The sequence below is a fragment of the Streptomyces sp. NPDC047525 genome (assembly GCF_040643025.1).
In the GTDB taxonomy this organism is placed as follows: domain Bacteria; phylum Actinomycetota; class Actinomycetes; order Streptomycetales; family Streptomycetaceae; genus Streptomyces; species Streptomyces durmitorensis.
In genome coordinates, this window is sequence record NZ_JBEYTL010000003.1 from 430,476 (window position 1) to 445,380 (window position 14,905).

General features: G+C 70.0%; 11 protein-coding genes. All 11 read right to left on the reverse strand.

Translation table 11 applies throughout. The features are described 5' to 3' along the window. Positions 1-25 precede the first annotated feature (25 nt). Complete coding sequence (locus ABZ833_RS10885) at positions 26-1,129, reverse strand: inositol-3-phosphate synthase (protein WP_361044061.1); 1,104 nt, start codon at positions 1,127-1,129, stop codon at positions 26-28. A gap of 191 nt (positions 1,130-1,320) precedes the next feature. Then, a complete protein-coding gene (locus ABZ833_RS10890; protein WP_361044064.1) occupies positions 1,321-2,682 on the reverse strand; it encodes a ThuA domain-containing protein in 1,362 nt (453 codons plus the stop codon). A gap of 13 nt (positions 2,683-2,695) precedes the next feature. Continuing rightward, on the reverse strand, positions 2,696-5,191 hold the full coding sequence (locus ABZ833_RS10895; RefSeq protein WP_361044067.1) for a PQQ-dependent sugar dehydrogenase: 2,496 nt from the start codon (positions 5,189-5,191) through the stop codon (positions 2,696-2,698). 229 nt (positions 5,192-5,420) lie between these two features. Continuing rightward, positions 5,421-6,422, reverse strand: a complete 1,002-nt coding sequence (locus tag ABZ833_RS10900; RefSeq protein WP_361044069.1) for a sugar phosphate isomerase/epimerase family protein — start codon at positions 6,420-6,422, stop codon at positions 5,421-5,423. A gap of 12 nt (positions 6,423-6,434) precedes the next feature. Continuing rightward, positions 6,435-7,652, reverse strand: coding sequence for a Gfo/Idh/MocA family oxidoreductase (locus tag ABZ833_RS10905; RefSeq protein WP_361044071.1), 1,218 nt, complete (start codon positions 7,650-7,652; stop codon positions 6,435-6,437). Between the two features lie 48 nt (positions 7,653-7,700). Continuing rightward, positions 7,701-8,750 carry a substrate-binding domain-containing protein gene (locus tag ABZ833_RS10910; protein ID WP_361044074.1) on the reverse strand — a complete coding sequence of 350 codons (1,050 nt, stop codon included), beginning with the start codon at positions 8,748-8,750 and terminating at the stop codon, positions 7,701-7,703. Positions 8,751-8,783: 33 nt separating this feature from the next. Then, the gene (locus ABZ833_RS10915) at positions 8,784-9,803 is read right to left on the reverse strand and encodes an ABC transporter permease (protein ID WP_361044077.1); all 1,020 of its coding nucleotides are present in this window, start codon (positions 9,801-9,803) and stop codon (positions 8,784-8,786) included. Further along, the gene (locus ABZ833_RS10920) at positions 9,800-11,317 is read right to left on the reverse strand and encodes a sugar ABC transporter ATP-binding protein (RefSeq protein ID WP_361044080.1); all 1,518 of its coding nucleotides are present in this window, start codon (positions 11,315-11,317) and stop codon (positions 9,800-9,802) included. The genes ABZ833_RS10915 and ABZ833_RS10920 overlap by 4 nt, the downstream gene beginning before the upstream one ends. A 212-nt stretch (positions 11,318-11,529) precedes the next feature. Beyond that, on the reverse strand, positions 11,530-12,711 hold the full coding sequence (locus ABZ833_RS10925) for an ROK family transcriptional regulator (RefSeq protein ID WP_249586653.1): 1,182 nt from the start codon (positions 12,709-12,711) through the stop codon (positions 11,530-11,532). A 283-nt stretch (positions 12,712-12,994) separates the two neighbouring features. Beyond that, on the reverse strand, positions 12,995-13,675 hold the full coding sequence (locus ABZ833_RS10930) for a GntR family transcriptional regulator (protein WP_361044083.1): 681 nt from the start codon (positions 13,673-13,675) through the stop codon (positions 12,995-12,997). 110 nt (positions 13,676-13,785) lie between these two features. After that, positions 13,786-14,733 carry a beta-ketoacyl-ACP synthase III gene (locus ABZ833_RS10935; RefSeq protein ID WP_361044086.1) on the reverse strand — a complete coding sequence of 316 codons (948 nt, stop codon included), beginning with the start codon at positions 14,731-14,733 and terminating at the stop codon, positions 13,786-13,788. Positions 14,734-14,905 lie beyond the last annotated feature (172 nt).

Consider the following 14,905-nt stretch of genomic DNA (forward strand, 5'->3'; position numbering starts at 1 on the left):
GCCGAAGCGACCGCACTCCCGACCCTCACGCACCCACCCCCCGCAGCCGAGAAGCGAACCCGACAAGCGCCTCGTACTGCTCGGCGAGGGCCGACGAAGAGCCGTCGTCCGGGTCCTTGAAGTAGAAGCCCAGCTCCCCCAAGGGCCCGGAAAGCCCCCTTTCGTGGGCGCGGGCCAGCAAGCGGGCCAGGTCCAGGATCAGCGGCGCCGCGAGGGCCGAGTCGCAGCCCTGCCAGGTCGTCTGCAGGACCATCCGCGCGCCGAGGAAGCCGTCGAACGCGATGTGGTCCCAGGCGGTCTTCCAGTCGCCGAGCGACGGGACGTCGTCGATGTGGACCTCGCCCTCGGGGGCGGAGCCCAACGTGTCCGCGAGGACCCGCTCCTTGCCCGCGTTCTTCGCCGCCGCCGCGGCCGGGTCCGCGAGGGCCGCGCCGTCACCGCCGCCCAGGAGGTTCGTGCCCGACCAGGCGCGGACCGCGAGCGCACGCTGGGCGAACATCGGGCCGAGGACCGAGCGCAGGAGCGTCTGGCCCGTCTTGCCGTCCCGGCCCGCGTAGGGAAGCCCGGACGAGGCGGCCGCCGAGGCAAGGTCCGGGTGGTGCAGTCCCGTTGACGGGGTGAAGTTCACGTACGGGCAGCCCGCCCGCAGCGCCGCGGCCGCGTAGAGCGAGCTTGCGGGCAGCCTCCCTTCGCCCTCCTCCGGCAGCGGTTCCGTCGACGCCACGTTCACGACCACCGCACGGGCGAGCCCCCGGCGACGTACGAAATCGCGGAGGTCGGCGGCGAAGGACTCGATCAGTTCCTCGTCCGTCCTGCCGTCGGAGTCCCCGCGGCGCGGCCCGCCCGCGCGGATCTCCGCGTCCGCGGCGGCCAGTTCGGCGGCCACCGCGGACGGCACGCCGTGCGGCAGCACACCCCCGGCGGCCAGCTGCTCCGCCCGCTTGGGCAGCGGGCACTCCATCACGTCGTGGCCGCCGAAGACGAGCGAAGACAACGTTGGCAGACCGCTGTCGGCGAACGGCCCGGTCTCCGTGACCATGCCGGTCGGCGGGTGCAGCCCGGCCGTCACGGCCGCGCACCCCGCGACCGCCGTCGTGGCGACCGAACCACGCGCTCCGATCAGCCACACCCCGGTCGGCCCGCCACCCGAAGAACCAGATGAGCCAGAAGAACCAGAAGAACCAGAGGAAGGGGAATGGGACACGGCTGCCTCCTGTCGTACACGCGGCGATCGCGCTGGGGAAGAAAGACGGGGAAGAGAGACGGCTGACGGAAGTAAAGACGGCGGGCGGAGGTCCGGCGTCCTCCGCCCGCCGCCGTCTAGCGGCCCACGCCGGACGCGGTGCGGGCCGGCAGGTCCTTCACCCGGATGTCACGGAAGGAGACCTGGTCGTCGGCACCGTGGTTCTGGATGCCGATGTGACCGTCCTTCAGGCTCCTCGCGGGATCCGTGTTGGTGAAGTCGTTGATCTTCACTCCGTTGAGATAGATCCGAAGGCGTTCGCCCTCGACCCGGAGCTCGTAGGTGTTCCACTCCCCCGGCGGATTCAGCGCCTTGTCGCGCTGCTTCAGGTCGGCGGACTTGAATCCGTAGACGGAGCCGGTGGTCTTCTCCGGAACGTCCGTGGCGTCGATCTGGATCTCATAGCCGTTGTTCACGGCCGACCAGGGGTCGTCGGAGGCCGGGAAGCCCACGAAGATCCCCGAGTTGTCGTCGCCGTCCATGCGCCAGTCCAGCTTGAGGGAGTAGGAGCCGAGCTCCTTCGCCCCGTACCAGAGCATGCCCATGCCGCCGACGGTCTTCAGGGTCCCGTCCTGCTCGTTCAGCTCGAACGAGCCGGGGCCCGCCTGCTTCCAGGCCTCGAGGGACTTGGCCGTGCCGTCGAAGACGGGGGTGTACCCCTTCTCCGGACGGCAGTCGGCCTGCGCCGCGCCCGTCGCCCAGCGGATCCCGCCGAGCAGATGCGTGCGGTACGCGGGATCGGCGAACGACTCCTTGGTGTGGCCGCTGCCCGTGTAGAAGGAGCGGCCACCCTTGTAGTCCTGGCACCAGGCGATGGGATGGTCGCCCGACATCGAGCCGCCCGTGTAGGACGACTCGTCGAGCGAGGCGAGGACGTGGGCACGGTCCCGGGGATTGGAGCGGTAGTTGTACCACTCGTCGGTCCGGTCCCAGATCCCCGGCAGATGCGCCGTGGACGGGTGCCCGTGGTCCTCGACCCGCACCTTCGCGGGCTGGATCGCGGGGTGCGACTGGAAGTACGCGCCCGCGAGCCCGCCGTAGAAGGGCCAGTCGTACTCGGTGTCGGCGGCGGCGTGCACGCCCACGTACCCGCCGCCCTTCTTGATGTAGCCCTCGAAGGCGCTCTGCTGGGCGGCGTTGAGGACGTCGCCCGTCGTCGAGAGCCAGACCACGGCGTCGTAGCGCGCGAGGTTCTTGGCCGTGAAGGCCCCGGCGTCCTCGGTCGCGTCGACGGCGAAGCCGTTCGCCGCGCCGAGCTCCTTGATGGCCGCGATGCCCTCGGGGATGGAGTCGTGGCGGAAGCCCGCGGTCTTCGAGAAGACCAGGACCTTCTCCCCCTCCTGCTTGCCCTCCGGCTTCGATGCCGCGGGGCCCGACACACAGCCGATGAGCAGAGCGGCGGCGGCGCTCGCGGTGGCGATCCGTGCGGATGCGCGCATGGTGACCCCTTCCTCAGCTCGTGGTGAAGGTGAAGTCGTCGACGTCGTACAGGGCTCCGGTGCCCGATCCCTTGAAGACCAGGAAGAGCGTCGTCGTCGTCTTCGGTGCCTTGCTGATGGCGGTGCTCACGTCGGTGTAGGTCTCCCACCCGCCGGTCGGCGCGACCTTGGCCTTGCCCAGGAGCTTGCCGGTGGCCGAGCCGCTGCGGACCTCGAGCGTGCCGCCCGTGCCCGCCGACGCGACGCGCGCGGTCAGCTTGGTGGCATTGCCGAGGATGTAGGGCTTGAAGGAGATCCAGTCGCCGTTGTTGATGTCGCCGACCGTCTTGCCGCCGTGCGCCGGAGTGTGGTTGGTGATGGAGACACCCTTGGAGCCGTCGTAGTGCTCGCCCTGGCGGTGCTTGGGCTGGACGACGTTCTGGTCGTGCGTGGTCAGCGCGGGCTGGCCGTTGGCGCCCTTGTCGGTGTACTCGGCGTCGAAGACCCCGAAGATGTTGGCGTTCGGGTCGTGCTCGCCGTCCGCCGACGTCTGGAGGGTGCCCTCGCAGCCGTTGGCCGTGGTCACCGGGTGGCCGTGGCTGTCGTGGCCGAGGATGTGGGTGACCTTGACCTTGGTGCAGTCGATCGGGCCGTCTTCCTTGTCGGTCACCTTCACCTTGAAGGGCACCTTGTCGCCGAAGGTGAACAGCTGCCCGTCACCCGGGAGTTCCAGGGTCACCTTGGGCGCGGTGTTGCCGACGGTGACGTGCGCGCTGGCCGATCCTGTGCGCCCGGTGGAGTCCTTGACGGTCACGGTCGCGGTGTAGACGCCGTTCTTCTTGTACGTGTACGAGGGGTTCTGCTGGGTCGACTTGCCGCCGTCACCGAAGTCCCAGGCGTAGGTCAGCGTGCCGCCGTCGGCGTCCGTGGCCTTCGCGGTGAACTTGGTCTTGAGCGGGGCCTGGCCGCTGGTCACGGAGGCGCTCGCCTCGACGACCGGGGAGTGGCCGTCGGTGGCGTTCTCGATGCGGAAGAGACCGGAGTTCTCGTCGCCGCCGAACCATGCCGTGCCGTAGTCGAGGACGTAAAGGGCGCCGTCGGGGCCGAACTCCATGTCCATGATCTGCGTGCCCGTCCACGGGAACGGGTTGATCTTCGAGACCGTGCCGTCCGCGCCCTGCTCGATGCGCTTGATCCAGCGCCGTCCGAACTCGCCGGCGAAGAAGTCGCCGTCGTAGGCCTCCGGGAACTTCACCGGGGAGGTGTTGGCCGCGTCGTAGCGGTAGACGGGGCCGCCCATCGGGGACTCGGAGCCGGTGCCGAACTCGGGGACGGATCCGCCGTCGTAGGGGATCCAGGCTTCCTGCGCGGCCGGCAGGTCGGTCAGGCCGGTGTTGCGTACGGAAGTGTTCTTCGGCGCGGCGCAGTCGAAGGCGGCGCCGGAGGTCTGCGTGGCGAAGTCGTAGTCGATGTACGCGTCGTTCTTGCCGGTGCAGTACGGCCAGCCGAAGTTGCCCGGCTTGGTCACGCGGGCGAACTCGACCTGGCCCGCGGGGCCGCGCTTGGGGTCGGCCGCGCCCGCGTCGGGTCCGTAGTCACCGACGTACACCGTGCCGGTGGGCTTGTCGACGCTCATGCGGAAGGGGTTGCGGAAGCCCATCGCGTAGATCTCGGGCTTGGTCTTCTCGGTGCCCGGCGCGAAGAGGTTGCCGTCCGGGACGGTGTACGTACCGTCGTCGGCGACCTTGATGCGCAGGATCTTGCCGCGCAGGTCGTTGCTGTTGCCGGCGCTGCGGCGAGCGTCGAAGGCGGGGTTGCGGTCCGCGCGCTCGTCGAGGGGCGAGAAGCCGTCCGAGGCGAAGGGGTTGGAGTCGTCGCCCGTCGAGAGGTAGAGGTTGCCGTCCTTGTCGAAGTCGATGTCGCCGCCGACGTGGCAGCAGATGCCGCGGCTCGCGGGGACGTCGAGGACCTTCTTCTCGCTGGCGTTGTCCAGGGTGCCGTCGGTCTTCAGGACGAAGCGGGAGAGGCGGTTGACGCCGTCGAACTTCTTGAAGTCGTCGGCCGTGCCGGTCTCCGGGGCGTCGCCCGCCGGGGTGTCGAGCGGGGGCGCGTAGTAGAGGTAGATCGCGCGGTTCTCGCTGAACTTCGGGTCGAGGCCCACGCCTTGGAGGCCCTCTTCGTCGTGCGAGTAGACCGGTATCTTGCCCGCGATCTTCGTGTTGCCCGCGGCGTCGGTGAGCCGGAGTGTGCCGTCGCGGGAGGTGTGCAGGACCGAGCGGTCGGGCAGGACGGCGAGTGTCATCGGCTCGCCCGTCTCGGTCTCGCCCTTGGCGAGCGTCACTTGCTGGAAGTCCTCGGCCGCGGCGGCCTTGCCGCCTGCCGCCTTGTCCGCCTGGGCCTGGGCGGCGCGGACGGCCTCCGGGTCGGCGGCGTTCGCGGTGGGGACGGCGAGGGTGAGCGTGGCACCGGCCAGCAGGGTGCCGGTGAAGAGCGCGAGGGTCTTGCGGAGTCTCAGGCGTTTCCTGTGCACGGGGGTTCCTCCGGAAGGGGGACGGTCGTACGCGGGTGTGGTGCGGTGGCGCCGGGCGCCGGGGTGCGCCGTCACCCCGGGAGATTCATGTCCTGTACACATCAGGGACGGTAGCCACGTTTGTCTTGGACGGAAAGCCCTTGCACAGCAACAGAGTTCAGCTTTTTCCTTGGGCAGGACAAAGTGACTCCGGGCGAGGGCTTCCCGGCCAAGGCCCCGTGGGCAGAGGTCAGTTCCCGCCGAACGCCGCGTCGAACGACGCCGTCGGCGGCTCGAAGTCGAACGCCTTCAGGCGCTTGAGCGCCTCCGGAGCCCCCTGGAGGCGGTCCATCCCCGCGTCCTCCCACTCCACCGAGATCGGACCCGCGTAGGAGATCGAGCTCAGCATCCGGAACACGTCCTCCCAGGGCACGTCCCCGTGGCCCGCCGACACGAAGTCCCAGCCGCGCCGCGGATCGCCCCACGGGAGGTGCGAGCCCAGGCGGCCGTTGCGGCCGTCGAGGCGGCGCCTGGCCTCCTTGCAGTCGACGTGGTAGATCCGGTCCCGGAAGTCGTAGAGGAAACCGACCGGGTCCAGGTCCTGCCACACGAAGTGCGAGGGGTCGAAGTTCAGGCCGAAGGCCGGGCGGTGGCCGACCGCCTCAAGGGCGCGGTGCGTCGTCCAGTAGTCGTACGCGATCTCGGAGGGGTGCACCTCGTGCGCGAAGCGCACGCCCTGTACGTCGAAGACGTCCAGGATCGGGTTCCAGCGCTCGGCGAAGTCCTCGTAGCCGCGCTCGATCATCGACTCCGGCACGGGCGGGAACATCGCCACCAGGTGCCAGATCGCCGAGCCGGTGAAGCCGACGACCGTGTCGACGCCGAAGGCCGCCGCCGCGCGTGCCGTGTCCTCGATCTCGCGGGCGGCCCGCTGCCGTACGCCCTCCGCGTCGCCGTCGCCCCAGATGCGGGCGGGCAGGATCGCCTGATGCCGCTCGTCGATGATCGCGTCACAGACGGCCTGCCCGACCAGGTGGTTGGAGATGGCCCAGCACTTGAGGCCGTACTTGTCGAGGAGCTGGCGGCGCGAGTCCAGGTAGGAACGGTCGTTCAGCGCCTTGTCGACCTCGAAGTGGTCGCCCCAGCAGGCGAGTTCGAGACCGTCGTAGCCGAAGTCGCGGGCGAGGCGGCAGACCTCCTCAAGCGGCAGGTCGGCCCACTGGCCGGTGAAGAGCGTGAAGTCGCGGGGCATGAACAGTCCTCCTCAGACCGTGACAGGAGTGGCAGCTACGAGGGTGTAGACCGAGTTCTTCGCCGCGCTCTCCTCCACCGCGGAAAGCACCCGCTGCACCGAGAGGCCCGCGGCGAAGGACGGTTCGGGCTGCTCGCCGGTGGCGATGGCGTGCAGCAGGTCACGGGCCTGGTGCACGAACGTGTGCTCGTAGCCGAGGCCGTGACCCGGCGGCCACCAGGCCTCCAGGTACGGATGGCCCGGCTCGGTCACCAGGATGCGGCGGAAACCCGATGACGTGGCGGGCTCCGTGTGGTCGTGGAAGGAGAGCTCGTTCAGGCGCTCCAGGTCGAAGGCCAACGAGCCGTCCGAGCCGTTGAGTTCGAGCCGCAGCGCGTTCTTGCGGCCCGCGGCGAAACGGGTCGCCTCGAACGAGGCGAGGGCGCCCGAAGGGAAGCGGCCGGTGAAGACCGCGGCGTCGTCCACCGTCACCTGGCCGGTCGCGGTGCTCCCCTCCCCCGTGAGCCCGCTCGACGCCCCGTCGAGCAGCGGCCGCTCCCGCACGAAGGTCTCGGTCAGCGCCGAGACGCCCGCCACCGGCTCCCCCACCAGGAACTGCGCGAGGTCCACGATGTGCGCGCCCAGGTCGCCGAGCGCGCCCGAACCCGCGCGGTCCTTGCGCAGCCGCCACGTCAGCGGGAAGCCGGGGTCGACCAGCCAGTCCTGGAGGTAGGTGAGCCGGACGTGCCGCAGCGTGCCGAGCCGGCCGTCGGCGACCATCTGCCGGGCGAGCGCGAGAGCGGGAACGCGGCGGTAGTTGAAGCCGACCATCGCCACCTGCCCCCGCGCCCTTGCCCGTTCGGCGGCCTCGGCCATCGCCTCGGCCTCCTCGACGGTGTTGGCGAGCGGCTTCTCGCACAGCACGTGCTTGCCGGCGTCGAGCGCGGCGATCGCGATCTCCGCGTGGCTGTCACCGGGGGTGCAGATGTCGATGATGTCGACGTCGTCACGGGCCACGAGTGCACGCCAGTCGGTCTCCGCTGCGGCCCACCCGAGCCGGTCCGCCGCGGCGCGCACGGCGGCGCCGTCGCGTCCGCAGACCGCCGAGAGGACCGGCCGCAGCGGCAGATCGAAGACGCGTCCGACGGTGCGCCAGCCCTGGGAGTGGGCGGCGCCCATGAAGGAGTATCCGACCATGCCCACCCCCAATGGCCGCTTACCGGTCTCAGCCTCGTGTTCCGTCTCACGCATGCGGTACTCCTCCTCGTAAACGCTCGGTGGGGGGTGCGGACGCGCGCATCACTTGAAGCCGGTGGACATGTACTTGCTGATGTTTTCCTTGTCGACCACGGCCGAGTAGAGCGTGATGAACGCCGGGATCTCGAACTCGGCCATGCCGCTGACACCCTTGCTCTGGCCGAGCGCACGGGCCAGGTCGATCGCCGAAGCGGCCATCGACGGCGGGTAGAGCACGGTGGCCTTGAGCACGCTGTCGTCGGACTCGATGGCCTGCATGGCGGAGAGCGCGCCCGCGCCGCCGACCATCAGGAAGTCGTCGCGGCCCGCCTGCTTGATGGCGCGCAGGGCGCCCACGCCCTGGTCGTCGTCGTGGTTCCACAGCGCGTCGAAGTTCTTCTGCGCCTGGAGGAGCTGGGACATCTTCTGCTGCCCCGACTCGACGGTGAACTCGGCGGCCTGGCGGGCGACCTTCTCGATGTTCGAGTAGTTCTTCAGGGCGTCGTCGAAGCCCTTCGAGCGCTGCTTGGTGAGCTCCAGGTTGTCCAGGCCCGCCAGTTCCACGACCTTGGCGTTCTTCTTGCCCTTGAGCTTCTCGCCGATGTAGTGGCCGGCGCTCAGACCCATGCCGTAGTTGTCGCCGCCGATCCAGCAGCGGTAGGCCTGCGGCGACGCGAAGACCCGGTCGAGGTTGACGACGGGGATGCCCGCCTTCATGGCCTTCAGGCCGACCTGGGTGAGTGCCTTGCCGTCGGCCGGCAGGATCACCAGGACGTCGACCTTCTTGTTGATCAGCGTCTCGACCTGGCCGATCTGGGCGGCGGTGTCGTTCGAGCCCTCGGTGGACTCCAGCGTGACGTCCGAGTACTTCTTCGCCCGCTCCTTGGCGTTGTCGTTGATCGCGTTGAGCCAGCCGTGGTCGGCCTGCGGACCCGCGAAGCCGATGGTGACCTGCTTGCCGGGCTTGTCGTCGGCGACCTGCTGGCTCTTGTCGTCCGAGCCCTCGTCCTTGGGCTCGTTGCTGGTGCACCCCGTGATGAGGGCACCGGTCGACAGGGCGGCGGCTCCGAAGAGCAGTCCTCTGCGGCTCGCGAATGGGGATGTCTCTGGCATGGCGGTGAACCCTTCGGTCTGCGGGTCTGCGGGTCAGGTATGGGAGGACGTACGTCGCTGGACGAGCACCGCGGCGACGATGATCGCCCCCTTGGCGATCTGCTGGACGGCGGTCTCCAGGTTGTTGAGCGCGAAGATGTTCTGGATCGTGATGAAGATCAGTACGCCGAGCACGGAGCCGGTGATGGTGCCCCGGCCGCCGCTGAGCAGGGTGCCGCCGATGATCGCGGCGGCGATGGCGTCGAGCTCGTAGAGGTTGCCGTTGGTGTTCTGGCCGGACCCGGAGAGGACGATCAGCATGAAGGCCGCGATGCCGCAGCAGAGCCCGGAGAGCAGGTAGAGGTAGAGCCGCTGCCTGCGGACGTCGATGCCGGCGAGCCGTGCCGCTTCCGCGTTGCCGCCGACCGCGACCGAGCGCCGCCCGAAGGTGGTGCGGTTAAGGAGCAGCCAGCCGACGACGGTGACGGCCGCGAAGACGAGCACGAGCGGCGGGATGCCGAGGATGTAGGAGTCGCGCTCGCCGAGCTTCAGCACCCCGTCCACGGTGACCATCTGGGTCTTGCCGTCGGTGATCTCGAGCGCGAGGCCCCGGCCCGATGCGAGCATCGCGAGCGTCGCGATGAACGGCACCATCCCGCCGTACGCGATGAGCATTCCGTTGACGAGGCCGCAGGCCATGCCGACGATCACCGCGGTGAACAGGATGCCCGCGACGCCGTACTCCTGGGTGGCGACCGTCGTCGCCCACACCGAGGCGAGCGCGACGATCGCGCCGACCGACAGGTCGATGCCGCCGGAGATGATCACGAAGGTCATGCCGACCGTGACGACGCCGATGACGGACGCCTGGGTCAGGATCAGCTGGACGTTGTCGGTGTCGAGGAACGAGTCGGGCTGGGTGATGCCGCCGATCAGGACCAGAACGGCGAGCACACCGAGCAGGGACAGCGTCCGCAGGTCGGCACGTGCGGAGAGCGTCCGCAACGGGCTTGCGCCGTCCGCGGGGCCACTCTTCGATGTGGCGGGCCGTGGCGGCGATGCGGGCTGCGTCATGACGCCGGGCTCCCTTCGAGTACGAGGTCGAGTACGCGGTGTTCGTCGAGGTCACGGGCGGGCGCCGTATGGACGACGCGCCCCTCGCGCAGGACCAGGACGCGGTCGGCGAGGCCGAGGACTTCGGGCACTTCACTGGAGACGAGGAGGACGGCGAGGCCGTCGTCGGCGAGGCGTCGGATCACGGCGTACAGCTCGGCGCGGGCGCCGACGTCCACGCCGCGGGTCGGCTCGTCGAGCAGCAGGACGCGGCAGCCGCGGAGCAGCCAGCGGGCCAGGACGGCCTTCTGCTGATTGCCGCCGGAGAGCGTGCGTACGGGCGCCGAGGGGTTGTCGGGGCGCAGGGAGAGCTCGCGGGTCGCGGTCTGCGCGGCCTTCCTCTCGGCGCCCCGGTCGAGCCAACCGCCGCGTGAGAAGCGGGACATGGAGGAGACCGACACATTGTTGGTGACGGACTCCAGCATCAGCAGGGCCTGCGCCTTGCGCTCCTCGGGCGCCAGACCGACCCCGGCGCGAACGGCGGCCCGCACACTGCCGGGCTTCAACACCTTTCCACTGAGGGTGACTTGGCCGGTGGCCGCCTTGCGTGCGCCGTAGATGGTCTCCAGGATCTCGGAGCGCCCTGAGCCGACGAGTCCGGCAAGGCCGACGATCTCGCCGGGGCGCAGTTCGAGGTCGAGGGGTTCGAACTCACCGGCGCGGGAGAGGCCCGCGACCTTCAACACCGGTTCCGCTGTGGGCGGTTCGACAGGCCGGTCCGGGAAGACGTACTCGACGTTGCGGCCCGTCATCAGGGCGACGACCTCGCGGGTCGGGGTCTCCTTCGCGGGGAGTCCGCCCGCGACCGCCCGGCCGTCCTTGAGGACGGTGACGCGGTCGCCGATGCGGCGGATCTCTTCGAGGCGGTGGGAGATGTAGACGACGGCGACGCCGTCCGCCGTGAGATCGCCGACGATGCGGAAGAGGTTGTCGACCTCGTCCGGGTCGAGGGCGGCCGACGGCTCGTCCATGACGATGAGGCGCACTTCGTGGGAGAGCGCGCGGGCCATCGACACGATCTGCTGATGGGCGGCGGAGAGGTCACCCACGAGCGTTCCCGGGTCGATCTCTGCGTGCCCAAGTCGCTTGAGGAGCGCGGAGGTCGAGACCTTCGCCTCGCGGCCCTTCACGACGAAGCCGGCCGCGGTCGGCTCATGTCCGAGGTGGACGTTCTCGGCGACGGACAGGCCCTCCACCAGGTCGAGCTCCTGGTAGATGGTGGCGATGCCGAGGCGCATGGCGGCGATGGGCGACTTGAGCGTGGTGCGCTCGCCGCGCCAGGTGATCTCGCCGCCGTCGGGCTGGTGCGCCCCGGCGAGGACCTTGATGAGCGTGGACTTCCCGGCGCCGTTCTGGCCGAGGAGGCAGTGCACTTCACCGGCCTGGACCTGGAGGTCGACGCCGTCCAGAGCGCGGACGCCGGGGAACGACTTGGTGATGCCGGACATGGTGAGCAGGGGTGGTTCTGGTGCCATGGCGGGTCCCTCGGGCGAATGGGGTATCCCCTGGTCGAGCGCAGTCGAGAGCTTGGGGAAGGCCGGTTTCAGGGCAGGGCGGGGTAGGGCGGTGGCCCCTTCGTGGGGGCGGAGCCTGTTTCGGAGCAGGGCGAGGCAGCGCGCTGTACTGGGTGAGGTGTGGTGCCGGGCGTCGTACGGGTCGTACAGGTGGTACGGGTGGTGCGTACGGATCAGGCCGGTGAGAACAGGTGGTCGCTGATGAGCCGGGCGCCGCCGATGACTCCGGCGGTGGGCCCCAACTCGCCCAGGACGATGGGGAGGTTGCCCGTCGCCAGGGGCAGCGACTGGCGGTAGACCTGGGTGCGGATGGCGGCTAGCAGCGTGTGGCCGAGGCCCGTCACACCGCCGCCGATCACCACGAGGCCCGGGTTGAAGAAGCTGACGAGGCCCGCGATGACCTGTCCTGTGCGGTTGCCGCCCGCGCGGATGAGGTCGAGTGCGGTGGCGTCACCGGCGGCGGCTGCCGCGGAGACGTCGACGGCGCTGAGCTTCCCGGCGGCTTCCAGACGGGTCGCGAGCTCCTGGGAGAGCCCCTGACCGACGGCGTCCTCCGCGTCGCGGGCCAGTGCCGCGCCGCTGAAGTACGCCTCCAGGCAGCCCTTGTTGCCGCAGGCGCAGGGCCGTCCGTCCGGTTCGACCTGGATGTGGCCGATGTCGCCCGCGCTGCCGGTCACCCCTCGGTAGACCTCACCGCCGACGACGATCCCGCAGCCGATGCCCGTACCGATCTTGACGCAGAGGAAGTCACCCACGGAGCGTGCGACGCCCGCGTGCTGCTCCCCCATCGCCATCAGGTTCACGTCGTTGTCGACCATGACGGGGCAGCCCAGATCCTGGCTGATGGCCTCCCGCACGGGGAAGCCGTCCCACCCCGGCATGATCGGCGGGGCGACCGGGACGCCTTCGGGGAAGCGGACGGGACCCGGGACGCCGATCCCGGCGCCGTCGAACCCTTCCGCGAGTCCGGAGGCCTTCAACTTGGCGGCCATGGCGAGGACTTGCTCGAAGACCGCGACGGGCCCTTCGCGCACGTCCATGGGCTGGTTGATGTGGCCGAGGACCTCAAGCTCGGCATTGGTCACCGCTACGTCGACCGAGGTCGCGCCGATGTCCACGCCGAGGAAGCGGAGGGCGGGGGCCAGGCGGATGTTGTGGGAGCGGCGGCCGCCGCGCGATGCGGCGAGTCCGTCGGCGACCACGAGTCCGGTCTCCAGGAGCCGGTCCACCTCGACGGCCAGCTTCGACCGCGAGAGGTCGACCTGATCGCCCAGCTGGGCACGGGAGTTGGGCCCTCCGTCGCGCAGCAGCCGCAGCAGTCGCGCCTGGTGCGCATTGGCGGGTCGAGCCGTCATACGTCTCACGCGCCCCTCCCCGCCTCAGTGGGCAACTCATGTCGTCCAACTCGGTCCGCCGCGGCGGATTTTCCCCGTCGCGTCGGTCTTTCGAGGGGAACGTAGCAGCGCCTGCCGGGAGTGGGAAGAAGTTGAGCACGAATTACCCATGACTTTCTCCAGTCACAGGACAAAGAGGCGGACAGACGTGTCCCACGCATGACCTCAGAGGTGGTCGAACCGAACCGCCCACGCGCAGACCACGCGGGCGCGGGCGGTCCTCGACCGGAGAGGCGCTGACGCGTCAGACGTCGCGCTCTCGACGGTGGTACGTCTCCCGCGTGTGCTCCGTGTGCGCGCGCATGATCTCCGTCGCCCCGCGCTCGTCGCGCTCGGCGATCGCCGCGATCAGCCGGCGGTGCTCGATCCAGGACTGCTTGCCGCGCTGGCGGGCCACGGGCGTGTAGTACCAGCGCACGCGGCGGTCCACCTGCCCGGCGAGTTCGGCGAGGACGACATTGCCCGCGAGCTCCATCACCTTGGCGTGGAAGGCCGCGTTCGTGGCCACCACCAGATCCACCTCGCCGTCCGCGACGGCCTGTTCCCCCTTGGCGCACAGCTCTTCCAGGGCGGTGATCCCCGCCGTGCCCGTGTTGGCCGCGGCGAGCCGGGCGGCCTCCGCCTCCAGGAGCGTACGGACCGTGAGCAGCTGGTCCGCCTCCTCCTCGGTGGGCTCGTGCACGAACGCGCCCTGCGCGGGGCGCAGATCGACCCAGCCCTCGGTGTTGAGCCGCTGGAGCGCCTCGCGCACCGGCTGCCGCGACACCCCCAGATGCCCGGCCAGTTCACTCTCCACCAGGTGCTGGCCCGGCTGGAGCGCACGGGTCGTGATGAGTTCGAGCAGTGCCTCGTAGACCCGCTCCCGGAGCGGACCGGGGCGTTCCAGCTTGGGCACCGCCCCCTGCGGCAGTCCTGTGGACAACATCGCGGTCCCCTCCTCGACGATTGCCTTTTGTCTACAGTCTACTGAGCACAATGACCAGCACCAGGGGGAGTTGACCCGGTCACACGGATCGACGGCGGTGACCCGTCGCGCTAGGGGCAGCGGATGACCTGGCCCGCGTACGACAGGTTCCCGCCGAAGCCGAAGAGCAGCACCGGATCGCCGTGGACGATCTCGCCGCGCTCCACCAGCTTGGACAGGGCGAGCGGGATGCTGCCCGCTGAGGTGTTGCCCGAGTTCACGACATCGCGCGCGACGACCGCGTTGACCGCGCCGATCCGCTCGGCGAGGGGCTCGATGATGCGCAGGTTGGCCTGGTGCAGGACGACCGCCGCCAGGTCGGCCGGCGTGAGACCGACCTTCTCGCAGGCCTTGCGGGCGAGCGGCGGCAGCTGCGTCGTCGCCCAGCGGTAGACGCTCTGGCCCTCCTGCGCGAACCGCGGAGGCGTGCCCTCGATACGGACGGCGTTGCCCATCTCGGGCACCGAGCCCCAGAGCACGGGACCGATGCCGGGCTCCTCGCCCGGAGCGCACGCCTCGACGACGGCAGCGCCCGCACCGTCCCCGACCAGGACGCATGTGGTGCGGTCCGTCCAGTCGGCCACCTCGGACATCTTGTCCGCGCCGATCACGAGCGCACGCGTGGCGGCCCCGGCCCGCACGGCGTGGTCGGCGGTGGCGAGGGCGTGCGTGAAGCCCGCGCAGACCACGTTCACGTCCATGGCGGCCGGGGAGGGGATGCCGAGACGCGCCGCCACCCGTGCCGCCATGTTCGGCGAGCGGTCGATCGCGGTGGAGGTGGCGACCAGGACCAGGTCGATGGCGTCGGGCGCGAGGCCCGCGGCGGCGACGGCCTTGGCCCCGGCGTGCGCCGCGAGCTCGTCGACCGGCTCCTCGGGTCCCGCGATGTGGCGGGTGCGGATGCCCACGCGGGAGCGGATCCACTCGTCGCTGGTGTCGACCATGCCCGCCAGATCCTCGTTGGTGAGGATCTTGGCGGGCTGGTAGTGGCCGACGGCGGCGATGCGTGAGCCGTGCATGAACGGGTCCCCCTTGTTGCCGGAGATGCGGGACCGTCCAGTCTGGTCAGCGACTCACCAGTAACAGGACGCGTAAAGCGACAGGAATCGGGCGTGGGCTTTGGACACTTCTCATCATCGGGTCACCCGGTGAAGAGCTGAGTGGCCTTGTGTACGAGTTCATACACCCCAT